General features: G+C 44.6%; 15 protein-coding genes. 3 read left to right on the plus strand and 12 right to left on the minus strand.

What is annotated here, in order from left to right; translation table 11 throughout:
* The first annotated feature begins 35 nt into the window (after positions 1–35).
* Both AC5ZC7_RS23530 and AC5ZC7_RS23535 read left to right on the plus strand, forming a co-directional pair.
* Positions 36–1,112 carry an RluA family pseudouridine synthase gene (locus tag AC5ZC7_RS23530; RefSeq protein WP_496158588.1) on the plus strand — a complete coding sequence of 359 codons (1,077 nt, stop codon included), beginning with the start codon at positions 36–38 and terminating at the stop codon, positions 1,110–1,112.
* A gap of 168 nt (positions 1,113–1,280) precedes the next feature.
* Positions 1,281–2,957 (plus strand): T9SS type B sorting domain-containing protein, encoded by a 1,677-nt coding sequence (locus tag AC5ZC7_RS23535; RefSeq protein ID WP_496158587.1) that lies wholly within the window; start codon positions 1,281–1,283, stop codon positions 2,955–2,957.
* A gap of 6 nt (positions 2,958–2,963) precedes the next feature.
* Here AC5ZC7_RS23535 and AC5ZC7_RS23540 read toward each other — a convergent pair whose 3' ends face one another.
* From AC5ZC7_RS23540 to AC5ZC7_RS23580, 9 genes are all read right to left on the minus strand, one after another.
* On the minus strand, positions 2,964–3,914 hold the full coding sequence (locus tag AC5ZC7_RS23540) for a hypothetical protein (RefSeq protein ID WP_496158586.1): 951 nt from the start codon (positions 3,912–3,914) through the stop codon (positions 2,964–2,966).
* Between the two features lie 155 nt (positions 3,915–4,069).
* A complete protein-coding gene (locus AC5ZC7_RS23545; RefSeq protein WP_496158585.1) occupies positions 4,070–4,873 on the minus strand; it encodes an anti-sigma factor domain-containing protein in 804 nt (267 codons plus the stop codon).
* A 60-nt stretch (positions 4,874–4,933) separates the two neighbouring features.
* Positions 4,934–5,482: a sigma-70 family RNA polymerase sigma factor gene (locus AC5ZC7_RS23550; protein ID WP_496158584.1), complete on the minus strand. Its 549-nt coding sequence runs from the start codon at positions 5,480–5,482 to the stop codon at positions 4,934–4,936.
* Between the two features lie 206 nt (positions 5,483–5,688).
* A complete protein-coding gene (locus AC5ZC7_RS23555; RefSeq protein ID WP_496158583.1) occupies positions 5,689–6,561 on the minus strand; it encodes an anti-sigma factor domain-containing protein in 873 nt (290 codons plus the stop codon).
* 64 nt (positions 6,562–6,625) lie between these two features.
* Positions 6,626–7,144 carry a sigma-70 family RNA polymerase sigma factor gene (locus AC5ZC7_RS23560; protein ID WP_496158582.1) on the minus strand — a complete coding sequence of 173 codons (519 nt, stop codon included), beginning with the start codon at positions 7,142–7,144 and terminating at the stop codon, positions 6,626–6,628.
* Positions 7,145–7,247: 103 nt separating this feature from the next.
* Positions 7,248–7,826: a peptide deformylase gene (gene def, locus AC5ZC7_RS23565; protein WP_496158581.1), complete on the minus strand. Its 579-nt coding sequence runs from the start codon at positions 7,824–7,826 to the stop codon at positions 7,248–7,250.
* 85 nt (positions 7,827–7,911) lie between these two features.
* Positions 7,912–8,325, minus strand: coding sequence for a Holliday junction resolvase RuvX (gene ruvX, locus AC5ZC7_RS23570; RefSeq protein WP_496158580.1), 414 nt, complete (start codon positions 8,323–8,325; stop codon positions 7,912–7,914).
* A gap of 89 nt (positions 8,326–8,414) precedes the next feature.
* The gene (locus tag AC5ZC7_RS23575) at positions 8,415–9,281 is read right to left on the minus strand and encodes a UbiA-like polyprenyltransferase (protein WP_496158579.1); all 867 of its coding nucleotides are present in this window, start codon (positions 9,279–9,281) and stop codon (positions 8,415–8,417) included.
* Positions 9,282–9,371: 90 nt separating this feature from the next.
* Positions 9,372–9,911: a TrmH family RNA methyltransferase gene (locus AC5ZC7_RS23580; RefSeq protein WP_496158578.1), complete on the minus strand. Its 540-nt coding sequence runs from the start codon at positions 9,909–9,911 to the stop codon at positions 9,372–9,374.
* A gap of 46 nt (positions 9,912–9,957) precedes the next feature.
* Between AC5ZC7_RS23580 and mutS the strand changes: the two genes are divergently transcribed.
* On the plus strand, positions 9,958–12,567 hold the full coding sequence (mutS, locus tag AC5ZC7_RS23585) for a DNA mismatch repair protein MutS (RefSeq protein ID WP_496158577.1): 2,610 nt from the start codon (positions 9,958–9,960) through the stop codon (positions 12,565–12,567).
* Between the two features lie 80 nt (positions 12,568–12,647).
* Here the strand turns inward: mutS and AC5ZC7_RS23590 are convergent, their stop codons facing one another.
* The 3 genes from AC5ZC7_RS23590 to AC5ZC7_RS23600 form a co-directional block, all read right to left on the minus strand.
* On the minus strand, positions 12,648–14,225 hold the full coding sequence (locus AC5ZC7_RS23590; protein WP_496158576.1) for a SusD/RagB family nutrient-binding outer membrane lipoprotein: 1,578 nt from the start codon (positions 14,223–14,225) through the stop codon (positions 12,648–12,650).
* A 38-nt stretch (positions 14,226–14,263) separates the two neighbouring features.
* Complete coding sequence (locus AC5ZC7_RS23595) at positions 14,264–17,545, minus strand: SusC/RagA family TonB-linked outer membrane protein (RefSeq protein ID WP_496158575.1); 3,282 nt, start codon at positions 17,543–17,545, stop codon at positions 14,264–14,266.
* Between the two features lie 617 nt (positions 17,546–18,162).
* Positions 18,163–18,375: a SusD/RagB family nutrient-binding outer membrane lipoprotein gene (locus tag AC5ZC7_RS23600; RefSeq protein ID WP_496158574.1), complete on the minus strand. Its 213-nt coding sequence runs from the start codon at positions 18,373–18,375 to the stop codon at positions 18,163–18,165.
* Between the last annotated feature and the right edge of the window lie 156 nt (positions 18,376–18,531).

Raw genomic sequence — 18,531 nt, forward strand, 5'->3', positions numbered from 1 at the left:
GCAACTAAGCTTTACCTTTGCAAAAAATTATATTAATGGCTGAAGAATTGCTGGAACTGGAAGATGAGCTGGATAACGGTGATGGCAGCGAGGAATTATATGAGAAAATCAATATGGTGGTAGACAAAGGTCAGGAACCCATCCGTATTGATAAATTCCTTACCGCCCGCATAGAAGGCGCTACCCGCAATAAGATACAGCAAGCCCTGGATGGGGAGATGGTGATTGTGAATGATAAGCCCGTGAAGGCCAATTACAAGATCAAACCATTGGACAGGATTGTTGTGTTTTCCAACCGGAACCCGGAGAACACGGACATTATTCCACAAGAGCTACCGCTGAATATTGTATTTGAAGACGACGACGTGATGGTCATCGACAAACCCGCCGGCCTGGTGGTACATCCCGGTTGTGGTAACCGTGATGGCACCCTGGTCAACGGTTTGGCCTGGTACCTGGGCGATAAAACCCAGGCTATTGAACCGGAAATACCAAGATTTGGACTGGTACACCGTATCGATAAAAATACCAGCGGCCTGCTGGTGATTGCCAAATCACCCAAGGCCATGAACGATCTGGCCAAACAATTCTTTGATCATACCGTACATCGCCGTTATATCGCATTGGTATGGGGTGATTTTGAAGAAGAGGAAGGTACCGTGATAGCCCACGTAGGCCGCCATCAGCGCTTGCGCAAAATCATGGACGCCTATCCTGATGGAGAATATGGTAAAGAAGCCATTACCCATTACCGTGTGTTGGAGCGCTTTAACTACGTAAGCCTGGTAGAATGCCGCCTGGAAACCGGCCGTACCCACCAGATCCGCGTACATATGCAACATATCGGCCACTCCCTCTTTAATGATGAAACCTACGGTGGTAACCGCATTGTAAAGGGAACCGTGTATACTAAATACAAACAGTTTATTGATAACTGTTTTTCTATTATGCCACGCCATGCGCTGCATGCACAGCAGCTGGGTTTCATACATCCCCGCACCCGCGAGCAAATGTATTTTGAAAGCGCTATGCCGGCCGACTTCACCAGTGTACTGGAAAAATGGAAAAGATATATTGCTGCAAGGCCCCTGAAAGAAGAGGACCCTACATGATATTCCTGTTAATTCAGAAAGGCGTCAGCAGCGGTTTTATCGGGCTGACGCCTTTTAGTTTCAACTACTTACAGTTTCCTTCTTCCGGAAAATCAAATAATTCCCTTTTATTATTACAAATATTCTACATACTTTAATTTATCTTAGCGGCAATTACCATGTCAATACATGAGAAGCCACTTGCCAAAATCCTTTCGCATCCTATATCTTTTACCAGTGTTACTGGTAGGTAGTCTGTTCGTCAACAAGGCCACAGCACAAGGTAAAACGCCATTTACGGTGTCTTCTACCTGTGTAAATGATACTTCGTTTTTTCTGATTAATAAACCAGCAGGTATTGATTCTGTGAAATGGTTTTTTGGAGATCCGTTATCGGCCGATAAAGATTCTTCCAAAAGCATCCGCAATGCCTGGCACATCTATCAAACCATCGGCACTTACTCAGATACACTGGTAGCATGGCGCGGCGGGGTACCCGATACCACCATACAGCCCATTACTATTGTAACACCGGTCATTTTTGACCTGGGTCCACAGGATGTTACCCTGTGTGAAGGGTCTACCATGACACTGAACGCCCCCGTTATACCTGGCGCCACCTATCTCTGGCAGGACGGTTCCACTGGCAGCAGCATACTCGTAGATACTTCTGCTACCTATAAAGTAAAAATCAACGGCTGTCCTAACCCGGACTCCGTGAACGTATTTTATACCCCGATTCCCAAAATAGCCCTGGGCAAGGATCTTATTTTGTGCACCGGGGAGCACATTGCACTGGATGCCACCGCCCAGAACTGCACCTACAAATGGAATACCGGTAACACATCGCCCACACAGGATGTTACCACGTCTGGCACCTATCATGTAGATGTGTTTCCAAGAGGTTGCGCGCCTATATCCGACGAGATCACCATCACTTTCACCGGTGCCCCCTATCCTTTTTCCTTAGGGCCCGATACATTATTATGCCCGGGAGAAAGCATCCGGATTGCACCCAATATTCCGGAGGCCACCAAGTGGGAATGGAGTACCGGCGCTACTACACCGGCAGTAACTATTAACGCAACCACCAACCTCTGGGCATTAGTGGAAATAAATCATACCTGTAGTGTGGTGGATACCATTTTCATTAACTACAACCGGCTCAAGAAACTGAACCTGGGTAATGATACCACCATCTGTAAAGGCAATTTCCTGGTACTGACCGCCGACTTCGGCAACGGCACCTACCGCTGGCAAGATGGCTCCGACCAGGCCACCTATTATGTAACCAAACCGGGCTATTACTATGTAGACGCCAAAATTGGCCGCTGTGAATCCACCGACAGTATTTCTGTATCCTTCGATGATACGCTGCGGGTAAACCTGGGACCGGACACCCTGCTCTGCAAAAATGAAGTATATGTACTACGTGCCACTGGCGCAGGTGGTGGTAACTACAAGTGGCAGGACAGTACCAGTACTCCCATGTATACCGTTACCAGGCCAGGTTTATACGCCATTGTTGCCTATAATAGTTGTGGTAAAACAGCCGACTCTATTGTAGTAAGATATCACGACTGTGCCTGTCAGCTTTACTTCCCTACTGCCTTTACGCCCAATGGTGATGGCCGAAATGATTACTTCCGGCCAATATACCGGTGTCCTATATACGATTATACCATCAGTATTTACAACCGCTGGGGAGAACGGGTATTTTACACCACGGACCCGCAGATAGGCTGGACGGGGCGCGTGAACGGCAAACTCGCCGATGTGGCTACTTATGTATGGATTGTGGATTACAAAGAAGTAGAAACAAAAATACCGGTACATAAGACCGGTACTATTACGTTAATTAACTAAATTCTTTTATTGGGGTGCTGTAAAATTGAGGAATTTTGCCACAAAAACGGCTGTTTCCCGTTTTTTGAAGGGTACATTCCAGGTACCGTTATAGGTAACCAGTGAAGGGATGAGCAGGCCATTAAATTTGGTCATCTGTACATTCATCTTCACATTAAAGTCGAACAACATTGTTTTATAAGAGAGCGCATATTTGCGGCCTACAATTTCAAAATTTTCTTTGTTGAACCAGGTGATCAGTTCATCAATCACTACATCCGCCCGGTCAATACGACTCAGTCCCGGTTTAGCTTTCGCCGTAAATACGTAACAGGGGGTTCCATCCACATAGTTTTGTGCAGAAATAGAAAAGTCGTAAAAGCGCATCACTTCATAACTGAAGATGGCTACTTTTTGTCCTACTATAGGTACGCCACGGATAGGTTTTCCCGGGTTAAAAATCAGCTGTTTCAGTTGTGCTTTATGCCGGGCCAGGCTACCGCCGGAGTGTTCCGGTGTTTCGCCGGCATCATCTGCGCAGACGGTTCCTTTTACAAAAAACAGGTTGGCATATAATTCGGCGGTGTAATAGTTGTAATTGCCTTTGCGGGTGTAGAAGTCGCCGGTTACTTTTTCATTGGCCACTTTCATGGTCATGCATTTCCCTTTCACCTCCTGGTGGGTTTCATTATAAAGGGAGGCTTGTGTAGCGGCTTTTTTATCCAGTATTTGTATATCATTTACGGCATCGAAACCTACTACGTGCAAATTTTTGAATGCACGATAAAAGGTGGTATCCTCTTCTACTCTTTTGATAAAGCTATTAACGTCAAAGCCTATACGCTTAGCAGCAACAATCACCTCATCCAGGTTTACCGTCATTCCTTTATAACGGGCGGTATCCTGGGCGGTCAGTTGCAGGAAGGTTAATCCACAAAGCACTACGGTTCCGGCTATACTTTTCCATATATGTGACATGGGTGCAATTTAGGAAAAAGTTATAGGATTGCATGGAAGCAGAAAGCATAAAGCGATTGTAGCGAAGATAAAAGCGGCTATTTTAAATAGTGTCGCTTAAATCTTCGCTACAATCGCTTTATGCTTTCTGCTTTACGCTTTCAGCTCTTCAAAAATCATCCGGGAATTTTCCCAGCCACATACATTTGTTCCATTGTTGGAGAAACCGCACCACCTTTTTTCTCCAGGGTAACGGCAAACATTTGTGCTTTACCGGTTACTTTCATTTTCTGGAGGAGACTGGCGGTATCACCCATTTCGAACACACCCATATCTACTGGTTTGCCATCTACGATAGCCCACAGTTGATATTGTTTATCGGCGGATGGTTCTGGCAGTTTGTTTACTTTCAGATACACCTGCTGGCTGGATGGGTTCCAGAATACAGTGGCTAATGCTTCAGGGAATGCTTTTGTACCTGGCATTGGCACTTTCAATACTTTAGGATCCTGGATAATTTCCATAGATTCCTGCATCTGTTCTAAACGGGTTTTGTACAAATTGCTTTTGGACAAAATGGAATTCTGAGACAGCAACAAAGATTCATACTTGTCTTTGTACTCTCTGAATAGCTTGTACCGGTTAAAGAACACATAGTTCAAAATGAGGCTGCCGATCAGTAATACTGCGGCAGTTGTGGCAATCCATTTCCAGGATAGGCTTTTAGTTTCTTGCATGGACACTACTTTTGGTTGTTGCAGGTCTTTATCGGAGACAGGCACCTCCTCCTGCAAATTGGGTTCATTATTGATTTTAGAGAATAAACTTGCTTTAATATCCGGTTGCGGATCTATCCCCTGCATCTCGATGTACGCTTCCATATTGCGACGGTAGGCTTCTACCTGGGCCGCCACTGCCGGGAATTGTGCCATAGCGGCTTCCAGCTCGCGTACCTCTTCTTCGGTAGCAATGCCTGCCATATAAAGCTCAATAATTCCGGACGATATGAAATGTTGTGAGTCCACTATTGCAATAAATATTTACTTGTTTAAAATGGTTCTTAATTGAATAATTGCATTGCGCATTCTTGTTTTCACCGTACCCAACGGAATTTCCAGTACCCGGGATATTTCTTCCTGGGTACAGCCTTTATAATAAGCCAGATCAATAAGGGTACGCTGTTCTTTGGTGAGTTTCTCCAGTATTTTGGAGAAGCCTACGTAGTCGGTCGACAGATGAACGGATAATGGCCCGTTGACATCATGTACGTTGTCCGTGATATTTTGGATTCGCTGTTCCAGCTTGTGTGATTTGGAGCGTAATACGTCAATGGCGGTATTACGGGCAATATTGAGCATCCAGGTAAAGAGCCGGCCTTTTTCCTCGTCGTAACGGTCGAGGTGGCGCCAGATTTTCAAAAACACGTCCTGCAACACATCCCCTGCGGAACTGTCGTTGTTCAGTACTTTTACGATCACCCCGTAAAGCGCGGGTGAATACTGGTCATATAAGTAGCTAAACACCTTCTGGTCACGGGCTTTCAGGCCTTGTACCAGCTCTGCTTCTGTATATGTTGGAGCGTATTCCAAAACGGACCGGATATGATTTAATGGTGTTTAATATTGGAACTGATTTTCACACACGACAAGACGGAACATGCTCTTCATGACATCGGCCTTTCAGGATACTTGCTTCACAACGTTCTAAATGTCTTAATAACTAACGGGGGCTTATGATATAAGCAATATACTAACTCTTAACGATCAACGATTTTTATTGGTGTGTTAACAACACATTACTTTGTCACTTTGGCTGACATACACACCTGGTTCATAGAGGGTTCGGTGCTGCCGCCCTTTTGTTCCAGTGTAATTGCAAAACCCTGCGCTACTGCCACTGCTTTCATATGCTGTAATTGTTGCGTCAGTGCTGCACCGGTGTCAAAAACACCTGCATCTATCAATTTCTTATTAACGATGGCCCACAACTGGAATTGCTTACCGGCTGGCGGCAGGGGCATTATCTTTGCCTGCAGGTAAACGGCCTGTGTTTGGGCATTCCAGCCTACAGACACGGACTTACCGGCATATGCACCACCACCTTGCAATTGGATCCATTTAAAATCAGGGTTACTCAAAGGATCAGGATCTACAGGATCAGGAACCCTTTCTTTGGAGCTGGTAAGTGCCTGATGTTCTTTCTGTGCATCGAGTTTTTCTTTGGTGGCGATTAGCGATTTATAACGACCCTGGTAATCAGTAGATTTCTTAAAGAAAAAGAAATTCATCACAACGCTGCCTACCAACAAAATAACAATCGCCGCTGTCAGGTATTTCCAGAAGCGGTCTGAAGAGGATTTGGTAGTGGGTAATTGTTTGACAGGTGTTTCTTTATGGACAGCAGTTTGTTTAGCTGCTGCTTTTTTCCCGTTGAGTTTTGCACCATTAACAGGTGAGCGCAGTTCTTCTGGCAGTAAATTGTTACCATCTTCCGTATTTTCATGACGGATGATTTCTGTTAACCGGACCTTAATGGCAGTAGGAGGTGCTACTGCATAAAGCTGTACAAACCGTTCCTTGTCCTGCTGCAGCGAGTCTAATGCCGCTTTTACATCAGGATATTGGGAGACAAGTTTTTCCACCTCGCTCTGCTCCGTTTCTGGTAGCATGCCAAATACGTAGCTTTCAAGAATTCCTGATGATATGTAGCGTTGGACGTCCACAGTTATGTGATTACAATTGTTTTAAGAGTGTTCTCAATTGTATAATGGCATTGCGCATGCGCGTTTTCACGGTGCCCAATGGTATTTCAAGGGACTTGGCTATTTCTTCCTGGGTATGTCCCTTGAAATAAGCCATGTCTATTATAATGCGTTGATCTTTTTGCAAACGTTCTATCACCTTGCTGAGGCCAAGATGATCCACTGACAGATGTACTGCCAGTTGTGGTTCATACATCAGCGCCACGCTGTTAACATCCTGTACCCGTTGATCCAGTTTGTGATTTTTTGAGCGGAGACTATCAATAGCAGTATTACGTGTTATATTGAGCATCCACGTAAACAAACGTCCTTTTGAGGCATCGTAACGATCTATATTACGCCATATTTTTACAAAAACTTCCTGTAAAACGTCTCCTGCTGCGGCTTCTTCTCCTACTACCTTGAGGGCTACGCCATATAATGCCGGTGAGTAATGGTCATACAAGTAAGTAAATATTTTCTCATCCCTGGCCGTAAGGCCCTGAATCAATTCAACTTCAGTGTATGTTAAGGTCGCTCCCAAGTTTGAGGATATGGATGTTTACTTTATGATACCAAAATAACGGGTTTTCTTTACATTACAAAATTATTTCCTATTTAGGGAAGGTCATTTTGTAATCCACTCTGATTTTACCTTTGGTTATATCGTCGAGCTTACTTTTCAACATTCTGCGCTTCAGCGGTTTCAGGTGATCGATAAATAAAATGCCATCGATGTGATCATATTCATGCAGGATTACGCGGGCTGTCACACCTGTAAAAGTTCTTTCATGTGGGGTGAAATTCTCGTCCACATAACGAAGTGTAACGGTTTCTGCGCGGCTTACATCTTCCCGTACCTTAGGGATGCTCAGGCAACCTTCATTGTACGCCCAATCTTCACCACCGGTTTCTACGATATGAGCATTGATAAAAACGCCTTTCACGCCGGTATCTCCCGGGTAATCGTTTTTCTCATCTTCTTCCAGGTTATCTATAATTTGTGCGCTATCTACTACAAACAGGCGGATCGCTTTGTTTATCTGTGGAGCAGCAATGCCCACACCGTTTGAACCATACATGGTTTCCCACATATTAGCAATTAATTCCTTCAGGTTTGGATATTCTGGTGTGATATCTTCTGCTACTTTCCTCAAAACCGGGTGCCCGTAAGCTACTATTGGCAAAATCATGTTCAAATATTGGTTTAATCCGCAAAGATAGACATTTTAAGCTTCTTTGTAAAGCGTGAAACAGCTTCGTTATACTGATTTTTTATTATATTTTATTTTGCAGATACTCCTGTAATATAATAGTCGCGCTGATTTCATCAACCAGGGCTTTATTACGGCGGTCCTTTTTCTTCAGGCCGCTATCAATCATCGTCTGGAAGGCCATCTTGGAAGTAAAGCGCTCATCTACCTTTACCACCGGGATATCGGGGAAATTCTTTTTAATAATCCGGATACATTCTATCACCAATGGCGTAGCATCTGTAGCATTACCATCCAGGTTTTTCGGTTCTCCGATCACAATTGTTTCTACCGGTTCTGTGGCAAAATATTTCTTGAGAAAAGGAATCAGTTCGTGTGTAGGGATGGTAGTCAGCCCACTCGCAATCAATTGCATCGGATCTGTTACGGCCAGTCCTGTTCTTTTTTTTCCGTAATCAATCGCCATTAAACGGGGCATGAGAAAGCTTTTAGCAGTTAGCAGTTAGTTTTTAGCCATTGGCGTTAGCTGTTAGTCATTGCCAACAGCTAATGCCAATGGCTAAAAGCTTATATAAAAATGAGCATATCAGCAATGGTAAATACCGCAAATACTACGCTGGCAATACCATTGGTGGTCATAAACATAATATTTACCTTACTCAGGTCATCGGGTTTTACCAGCAGGTGCTGGGATACCAGCATCACCACAAATACGGCTGCGCCTATCCAGAACAGCCAGTGGAAACCACCGGTAAGACCAATGGTAACTACCAGGGCCGCTGCTATTACGTGTAACAGTTCTGAAAAACGAAGCGCACCGGAAAGTCCCAGCCAGGCCGGAATGGAGTTCAACTGTTGCGACTTATCAAAATCTTCGTCCTGTAAGGAATAAATAATATCAAATCCGGATACCCAGCAAAGTACCAGTACAGACACCAATACCGGCAATACGGCAAACTGGCCTGTTACAGCCAGGTAAGCCCCTATGGGAGCCAGTGATAGTCCCACGCCTAGTACGAGGTGGCAAAAGGCCGTAAAACGCTTGGTATAGCTATATCCCAATACTACCAGCAACGCTACCGGCGACAGGAAGAAACAAATGCGGTTAATAAACCAGGTAGTAATAATAAACAGTACCACATTGGCTATAATAAAGAACATGGCATTTTTAGGAGATATGATACCTGCCGGTATTTCTCTTTTCGCCGTACGTGGGTTCAATTTGTCGATATCCACATCGAGCCAGCGGTTGAACGCCATGGCGGCACTCCGTGCAAACACCATACATAATACCACCAGGCCAAAGGTGGCCCAGCTGAAATGTCCGCCTCCTTTGGTGGTAGCCATGAAAAAGCCGGTCAATGCAAAAGGCATGGCAAAGATGGTATGGCTGAACTTTACGAGCGACAGATATTTATTAACCGTAGAAATCATACTAGCTTTTAGGTTTTAGCTATTAGCTTTTAGCTTAAAATGCTGATAACTGATTATTAATAGTAAATACTTCCTGCTGATCGCTAAAAGCTAACGGCTAATAGCTAACAGCTTTACAAAGATATCCCAAACCACAATACCGGTCGTCACCGAAATATTCAGGGAGTGTTTCATACCCAGTTGGGGGATTTCGATACAGCCGTCTGCCAGTTTCATTACTTCTGCATCTACACCGCTGACTTCATTCCCGAAAACCAGTGCCAGTGGTTGTCCGGCTGGTGGCTGGAAACGATCCAGCATATGGCTGTTCACCGCCTGTTCAATCGCCATTACTTTATAACCGGCTGCCTTGAGCTCCTGCACCGCGTTCACGGTAGTATCGAAATACTGCCATTCTACGGTTTCGGTAGCCCCCAGTGCCGTTTTGTTGATATCGCGGTGGGGAGGCACCGGGGTATACCCACAAAGTACGATGCCCTGTACCAGAAAAGCATCTGCGGTACGGAACACCGAGCCCACATTGTGCATGCTGCGTATATTATCGAGTACCAGTACGATAGGCGTTTTATCGGCCGCCTTGAACTCAGCCACGGTTTTACGGCCCAGTTCATCCATGCTTAATTTTCTCATCACCTGCAAAGATAATAGGATGGGATGAGTTTTATATATTTGCGCCATGGCAAAAAGTAAATCGGAAGAAACCCCGCTCATGCAACAACATAAGGCCATCAAGGCTAAATACCCTGATGCCATACTGTTGTTCCGTGTTGGCGATTTTTATGAAACGTTCAGTGAGGATGCAGTCATAGCAGCCCGGGTACTCGGCATTGTATTAACCAAGCGGGCCAATGGCTCCGCTTCTTATGTAGACCTGGCCGGATTTCCCCACCATTCGTTAGATACTTATCTGCATAAACTGGTAAAAGCCGGCTACCGTGTAGCGGTATGCGATCAGCTGGAAGACCCCAAAACTGTAAAAGGTATTGTAAAACGCGGCGTTACCGAAATGGTGACACCCGGCGTGGCGGTTAATGATAAGCTGCTGGAAAACTCCAGCAACAACTTCCTGGCCGCCGTACATTTCGGCACCGATGTTACCGGCGTATCTTTCCTCGATATTTCCACCGGCGAATTCTTTATCGCCGAAGGCAGTATAGAATATGTGGATAAACTCCTGCAAAGCTTCCGCCCCGCAGAAGTACTCTTCGCCAAACAACAGCAGAAACATTTCAAAGCCACCTTTGGCACCCGCTTCTACACTTACACCATGGATGAGTGGATATTTACCACCACCTATGCGGAAGAAATACTGCTCAAACACTTCGAAACACATTCCCTGAAAGGATATGGCGTAGACGGACTACCCGCTGCTATCATTGCTGCCGGCGCTACCCTCCACTACCTGAAAGATACGGAACACCCGCACCTGCAGCATATTACCCGCATGCAGCGTATCAGCCAGGACGATTTCCTCTGGATGGACCGCTTCACCGTGCGCAACCTGGAACTGCTGAACAGCAGCGTGGAAAACGGACATACCCTGCTGAAAGTACTGGATAACACGGTAACGCCCATGGGCGCCCGCCTACTCAAACGCTGGATGGTATTCCCCCTGCGCGATATCAAGGCAATCAACGAACGACTGGATACCGTTGAATACTTTATTAAAGAAACGGATCTCTCCAAATCACTCGTGCATCACCTGAAGCAAACGGGCGACCTGGAAAGACTCGTCTCCAAAATCCCCCTCCGGAAAATCAATCCCCGCGAGGTGATGCAACTGGCCCGTTCCCTGCAACAGGTACAAGAAGTACAGGCATTGCTGGGCAACACCACCAACGACTACCTCAGGCGCCTAAACGAAAAACTGGACCCCTGCACTCCCCTGCTGGACCGCATTCTCAATGAAATTGCGGAAAACCCGCCGGTACTGGTGAACAAAGGTGGCTGTATCAAAGAAGGTGTCAATGCAGAACTGGATGAACTGCGGAATATCGCCAACAAAGGCAAAGACTATCTCTTACAAATACAACAGAAAGAATCAGAAGCGACTGGTATTCCTTCCCTGAAAATAGCCTTCAACAACGTTTTCGGCTACTACCTGGAAGTAACCAACACCCATAAAAACAAGGTACCAGAGCGCTGGATGCGTAAACAAACGCTCGCCAACGCAGAACGTTACATTACGCCGGAACTGAAAGAATACGAAGAAAAGATTGTAGGAGCAGAAGATAAAATCCAGGTGCTGGAAGCCAAACTATTTGAAGAACTGGTATTGGCCCTGCAGGAATTTATTAAGCCGGTACAGGAAGATGCGCAGGTATTTGCCCGGATCGACTGTCTCCTTTGCTTTGCGCAAAATGCCGTGCAATACAAATATCGTCGTCCTAATATCAACGAAGGCTTTGACCTCGTGATCAAAGAAGGACGGCACCCGGTGATAGAAAGAGGGTTACCCGCCGGTGATACTTATGTATCCAATGATCTGCAACTGGACAAGGAGCATCAGCAAATCATTATTCTCACAGGTCCCAACATGAGCGGTAAATCGGCGCTGCTGCGTCAAACCGCCCTGATCACACTGATGGCACACATGGGTAGCTTTGTACCTGCCAACAGTGCAGATATTGGGTTGACAGATAAAATCTTCACCCGTGTAGGCGCCTCTGATAATCTCAGTGGCGGCGAATCTACCTTCATGGTGGAGATGAACGAAACAGCCAGTATCATCAACAGCATCACCCCGCGCAGCCTGGTAATACTCGATGAAATAGGCCGTGGTACCAGTACCTACGATGGTATTTCCATTGCGTGGAGCATTGTGGAATATCTTCATGATATGACTACTCATCGTCCGAAGACATTATTTGCCACACACTACCATGAGTTAAATGAACTGGAAAATAAACATGGGCGCGTGAAAAACTTCCATATTACCAATATGGAGTCTGGCAATAAAATTATCTTCCTGCGTAAACTGGCACCGGGTGGAAGTCGCCACAGCTTTGGTATTCACGTGGCCCGCATGGCAGGGATGCCACCGGAGCTGATTAACCGTGCAAACGAAGTGCTGGCCAATCTCGAAGAAAAACATATTGATGCGCCTTTACAGAAAAATGTAAAGCAACTCAGTACGCCATCGCAGAAGTTACAACTGAATATTTTTGACGCACATAGTGACACTTTCCAACAGATCCGGGAGAAACTGGATCATGTGGATATTAACCGGTTAACGCCGGTGGAAGCGCTGCTGAAGCTGAGCGAGATTAAGAATATGATCGGATAGTTACTGATAAAGGCATAAAAAAGTCCCCCACCAGACGGCGGGGGACTTTTTTTATTGTAATAAGATGATTGATAACCTACTTAGTGCACGTTCCAGAAAATCTTGATATTAGCTTTGTCTTTCCCAGCTACTTTAGCGTAGTTATCAGGATTGTATATCTGCTCATTCGCAGGATACAGTAAACGCTGTGGAGGTGTAGTAGCGCCACCGGCAGCAGGCGCCAGGGCGAAAGGCAATACCGGGTAGCCAGTACGTCTTACTTCTGTCCATGCTTCACCCGCCTGGAGGATGAAGAAGTTCACCCATTTCTGTGTCCAGATCTTCACTAATTTTTGCTGCGAAGTACCACTATAAGCGATAGCTGGTTTAGCAATAAACGCGCTGATTGCAGCTGCGGATGGTGTTGGCAGAATTGGCCAGGTACCACTGCTGAATATCGCAGACTGGTTGATGGAATAATAGAAACCAACAGATTGAGCAATACCATTTTCATAATCTGCTTGCGGTGAACCAACACCCCATCTTTCCCCTGCTTCTGCTTTCAGAAAACTTACTTCAGATGCAGTGAATATCACGCCTGGCACATTGTAGTTATTGAAGAAGGTAGCAGTATCATAGGTAGCATATCCACCATTTTCATAATCAGTAGAAGTACCGTTGGAGGCGAAACCTTTCATGCCTTTTTTACCAGCATCCCAATATACATCTGTACGAGGATCGCTGTTGGCCGCCATTACGGTATCCAGCAGAAATGCAGGAGCGTAAGGGCTACCGGTTAATGCGCTCTGAATGTCACTTTTTAGCGTAGTTGGGCTCATTTTAACCACAGCATTCTGTGAATTCTCGCTGATCAGCGGATATTGTGCAGGATTACTCAACATAGCTGCAACGGCTGCTTTAGCAGTGCTTTCCTTTACATAGGAAATATGCATCAGTAAGCGCAGACGAAGGGAGTTCGCGTATCTTCTCCAGGCCATCAGATCACCCCCCAGCAGGATATCCGCTCTTTTTAGAGAAGCCAGGGTTTCAACAGATATCTGTGCTGTTGAAAAATAAGTATTCAGTTTGTCTAGGTCGTCAATAGCCTGAGTATAGATAGCTGCTGCATCATCAAAAGGAGCTGGCTTTACCACGCGGTCTGTATTCAAGGAGCCCGCCTGTGTGAATGGAATATCTCCCCAAAGATCCACCAGTTGTGCCGCCTGGTCATAGAGTACTACTTTACCACAATTGAGGAAAACCAATTGTTGTGCCTTTTGGTCTGCCGTTAACTGACCATAGGTAGTTTCCATTTCGCGGTAATTGGCCATGATACCGGGGCCTACATAGTTAAAGTCATTATCGTCACTTTTCGCTCCTGTATAGAAGTCTGTCCAACGGTTTTCTGTATAAGACAGGGAAGGAATATACATTTTGTTAGATGCCGACATGGCAGTCATCTGAGAGAAAGCGCCAGTGGTAGGCAATATAAACGTAGCGTAATCCCAGTAAGAGGGGCGCATACGTTTATTTAAAAACATACCGCTAAACAGTTTGCCCATAGATCCGGTAGTTTGTAATTCCGGATTTGGATAAGCGTCCGCTATTTGTTTCTTACAAGAGCTAAAGGTTGCCACCAGTAAGATAAGCAGTGAAGAATTTATTAAGAGACGTTTCATTTTAATCTGTTAAGTTCGTTTTACAAATCAGTATCCTACTAGAAACGGGCACGGATGCTGGCACCCAAGCTCCTTGTTGGCCCCATAGTTCCACCATCAACTCCCTGACTTAACCAGGAAGAACCTACTGCTACTTCAGGGTCCAGACCTTTAGGCAGGGTTTTCCACAAGTAGAACAGGTTTCTACCGATCAGTGACACCTGCAGGGACTGGAAGTGCATTTTCTCAACAATGCGCTTAGGCATATTGTAAGCCAGTGTTACCTCACGTAATTTGACATAGCTGTTCTTGAATACCGCATTTTCATACAATCCATTGGTTTGCCAATCATACTGGTTCATGTAGTATTGTGCAGCGGTAATCACTTTTTCATTCTTTTTGCCATCGGCAGTTACACCCGGCAGGATCACCCCGTCGTGCTTAGAGCCATTTGGATTAGCCACCAGGTTGCCGGAAGCATAGTCAATCGGATCGTAGGAAATACCACCATGAGCTGCATCTCTGTACTGCAGGGTACTTTTAAACATACCTGCACCGATTTGATAGTAGTAAGGAATAGATACCAGGTTACCACCTAAACGATAATCCAGGGTAAAGTCGAGTGTAAAGTTTTTATAGTTAAGGGAGTTGGAGAAACCACCAACTACTTTAGGCATGATGTTACCAGCATATTCATAAGCACCGGTGTTGGTAGTGTAAATACCGTCCTGGTTTACGATCTTGTTGCCATTGGCATCTTTGTTAGCAGGGTGTACATAGATATTACCCAAAGATTCGCCAATATTAGATCTGATCAACAAGTAACCACCATCATATGGGTTCATTGTCAGCGTAGTCTGACCATCTCTCAGTGCAGCCAACCTGTTTCTGTTGATCGCAAAGTTGAAGCGGGTAGTCCAGCGAAAATCTTTAGTTGTAATCGGGCTGGCATTAATAGCTGTTTCAAAACCATAGTTAGTCAGGTCGCCAGCATTCATGATCTGAGAAGTGGCACCAGCAGATCCTGGGGTAGTCATGTACAGGATCTGGTTCATGATCTTGTTGTTGTAGTAACTAAAGTCTACACCAATTTTATTCTTGAACAACCTGGTTTCCAAACCAAATTCCACTTCCCGTTTTCTTTCAGATTGCAGCTCTTCATTACCGAAAGAACTAGGGTTGCTTTGCTGATAAGGAATATTGTTTTTACTCAGCGTAACGATATATGGCGTATATGCCACGTTAGACTGATACATAGTCGGGTGGTTACCAACCAGACCGAACGAACCACGGATCTTCGCATAATCAATGAAAGAAGGCAGCTTAGCCACTTCTGACAACAGGAAACCTGCGTTCACAGACGGGTAGAAATATTTGTTATTCTTTACTGGTAAGGTAGAAGTTGATTCATAGCGACCGGTTCCTTCCAGGAACAGGAAGCCTTTATAGGCAAGGTTTAACATACCAAAACCAGCAACATCAATTTGCTTGGCACGAACACCTGTCGCATAAATTGGGTCAGCGGAGTTAGCCAAGCTAAACCAATTTTCTTCCATCAAACCGCCTTTGGTTTGGGTATACATGTTTTTGTAAGTCTGCTTACGGCCCATATAACCACCAGTAACCGTAACATCCAGGTCTTTGGATACTTTAGGTGTATAAATCAACATCGCGTCTCCATAGAATGAATTGTTGTTACGGTTATTGATTGCATATTGACCGGTAAATCCGTAGATGGAAGGCTTCGTGTTAAATTGCTGATCAGTAGTGGCCACATTTGTGAAATCACCACCCAATCTACCTCTGAAGCGCAGGTTATTCAGAATACCTACATTCAGCGTAGCGCTGTTGATAAAGCGGTTCTGTGTTTCGTCGTAACTGTTACGCAGGTTATTCCACAGATAATCCATCAGATTAGTAGCCCTGAAACGGTATGCCAGCTTTTGGTCTTGATCGTACTGATTGTTGTTTGGGTCAACATATTTATACCCGTTAGTGGTTTGGTATTTGTTGAAGAACGTACTCATATCATCGAAGCGGCTAAAGAAGCCATCGAATGAGCCGAATATGTTGCTCATCACATTGGGACGATTGTGTACAAAGGTATTATTGTATGTAGATACGATATCTACGCTCACCCTGTCACTCAGTTTCAATGTACCATTTAAGTTGAAGTTATTTTTGTACATATTACTTCCAGGCATGATGCTCTTATAATCTAAGCGATTGTAAGAAAAACGGAAGCTACCCATATCGCCTGCGTTGGAAACAGCAACGTTTGCAGCAGAGTTGTATCCCTTCTGGAAGAAGTTTTTATAATTATCTTTTTGCGCAACATATTTACGGGTAGTACCATCCCAGTATCTTACATCACGACCATCGAACTTAGGACCGAATTGATCATAGGAACGGTAGTAAGGGTGCATCGCTCCATTAGCGTCCTTGATCCAGCCATCGGAATCCGCACCAACCTGCAGGTTGGTAGCAGCATCGTAACCAGGTCCGTATTCGTTCTGATAATCCGGAACCATTGCCAGTCTTTCCTGATTGTAAACATAGTTTACATCTACATTCAGACCGCGGCCTTTGGTACCTTTTTTAGTAGTAATAACGATTACGCCATTATTAGCTTCAGAGCCGTACAAAGCAGTAGCACTGGCACCTTTCAACACAGTCAGGGACTCAATGTCCTCCGGGTTAATATCCAATGCGCCATTACCATCTACTCTTCCTCCGGAAGTACCGAAGCTGTTAGTGGTAGGATCGTTGAAGTTTCTCAACGGCACACCATCTACAACGTACAGTGGCTGTGTATTCAGGGCCACAGAGGATACACCCCTTACCTGAACAGATACACCGCTGGAAGCGCCACCGGGAGCAGTAACGACTTTTACTCCGGCAGCTTTACCATACAATGCCGAAGCAAAGTTGGTGGCACCGCTTTCCGTAATTTCTTTGGAACTTACTGTACTTACCGCATAGCCCAATGCCTTCGCTTCTCTCTTAATACCCATGGCAGTAACTACCACCTCGTTCAGATTCTTATTGTCTTCTTTTAATACGATGTTCAAGGTAGCCTGTCCATTAACAGCTACATCCTGGTTGATAAATCCTATGTAGGAAAAAGTAATGGTGGCACCGGGTGCTACCTGAATTTTGAAACTTCCATCGGCGCCTGTAGTTGCTCCGTTGGAACTGTTTTTCTCTTTTACGGTTACTCCAGGTAAAAGTGTTCCTTTTTCATCTTTTACGGTGCCCGTAATAGCTTTGTTATCCTGCGCCCATGCAGTGATACAGCAGCATAAGAAAAGCAACGTGGTGAGAAGAAGTGATCTTCGCATAGCTTCCTTTTGGTTTAGTGAATTATAACAAGTGAATCAGACACATAAGCAAAAAAGGCATGGAGATTCCGCTACCACAGGTCCCTGCATTGCACAAGAATCCCGATGATAAATACTTGGTTTCCGCCTTAAATTTCAAAATGGAATTACTCCATTGGCATTAATTGTTATTTTGACAACATACTACAGGTAAAACGTTTTAGCAAAACAGTCTAAAAAAAAACTGGTATCTCGCTTTCACTTTTTCTATTCACACCAAGTGTTACATGTCAATCAGAATATCATTTTCAAACTTAGGGATATTTACGAGAAGTGCAAAAAAGATTTAACAATTTTTTTATTTTCCGTTAACGACTCGTTAAGAAAGTGAAAATACTATCTCACTTAATGAAAATAGCATCAAAAAATATTTGTTGAAATCAGGCGATAATAAACGTAGGCATTACCCTTTATTCGTTATTTTTTTTATCCACACCACTGGTTAACAACAAATTAAACTTGTGAATCATTCCTTCAAAACCATTTACTACAAAGGATTTACAGGCAACCTGCACAAAAAAGGTTGCTTCCCTTTCGAAAGCAACCTTTTTACATAGCATCTGACAGATCTAAATTTTTTATGGTTTATCCCACCAAACCAGCGTCATAAAAACATCCGGTCCCTGTATCGCATTGGATACTTCTATATTCGTTGCGTTTACGTCATAGTCACCACGGGGATAATGTAAACGCCGTGGAATTTGCCCATTGGTTTCATTGTTTTTATAATTCACCGGCGTGAGTACCAGGTAACCGTTACGGCGCCAGTTAGCCCCAGAATAGGAGTTCATTCATAGTGAGGGATAACAGGATTTAGATGGTTGATGGAAATTTCTACATGGTTATTGGGTTATTGGGTTATTGGATTGTTAGATTGTTTTGGTAATAATATTATTAACACTCCTAACTAAAAAAGTGTTGGCAGGTACATAAAAAAACGCCAGCGT

The organism is Chitinophaga sp. 9-1-y, from assembly GCF_059511905.2.

Coding starts and splice junctions, on each gene's coding strand:
- AC5ZC7_RS23535 (WP_496158587.1), top strand. CDS start 1,281: ATGAGAAGCCACTTGCCAAAATCCTTTCGCATCCTATATCTTTTACCA.
- def (WP_496158581.1), bottom strand. CDS start 7,826: ATGATTTTGCCAATAGTAGCTTACGGGCACCCGGTTTTGAGGAAAGTA.
- AC5ZC7_RS23575 (WP_496158579.1), bottom strand. CDS start 9,281: ATGATTTCTACGGTTAATAAATATCTGTCGCTCGTAAAGTTCAGCCAT.
- AC5ZC7_RS23540 (WP_496158586.1), bottom strand. CDS start 3,914: ATGTCACATATATGGAAAAGTATAGCCGGAACCGTAGTGCTTTGTGGA.
- AC5ZC7_RS23555 (WP_496158583.1), bottom strand. CDS start 6,561: ATGCTACCAGAAACGGAGCAGAGCGAGGTGGAAAAACTTGTCTCCCAA.
- ruvX (WP_496158580.1), bottom strand. CDS start 8,325: ATGCCCCGTTTAATGGCGATTGATTACGGAAAAAAAAGAACAGGACTG.
- AC5ZC7_RS23545 (WP_496158585.1), bottom strand. CDS start 4,873: ATGGCAGGCATTGCTACCGAAGAAGAGGTACGCGAGCTGGAAGCCGCT.
- AC5ZC7_RS23595 (WP_496158575.1), bottom strand. CDS start 17,545: ATGCGAAGATCACTTCTTCTCACCACGTTGCTTTTCTTATGCTGCTGT.
- mutS (WP_496158577.1), top strand. CDS start 9,958: ATGGCAAAAAGTAAATCGGAAGAAACCCCGCTCATGCAACAACATAAG.
- AC5ZC7_RS23600 (WP_496158574.1), bottom strand. CDS start 18,375: ATGAACTCCTATTCTGGGGCTAACTGGCGCCGTAACGGTTACCTGGTA.
- AC5ZC7_RS23580 (WP_496158578.1), bottom strand. CDS start 9,911: ATGAGAAAATTAAGCATGGATGAACTGGGCCGTAAAACCGTGGCTGAG.
- AC5ZC7_RS23530 (WP_496158588.1), top strand. CDS start 36: ATGGCTGAAGAATTGCTGGAACTGGAAGATGAGCTGGATAACGGTGAT.
- AC5ZC7_RS23590 (WP_496158576.1), bottom strand. CDS start 14,225: ATGAAACGTCTCTTAATAAATTCTTCACTGCTTATCTTACTGGTGGCA.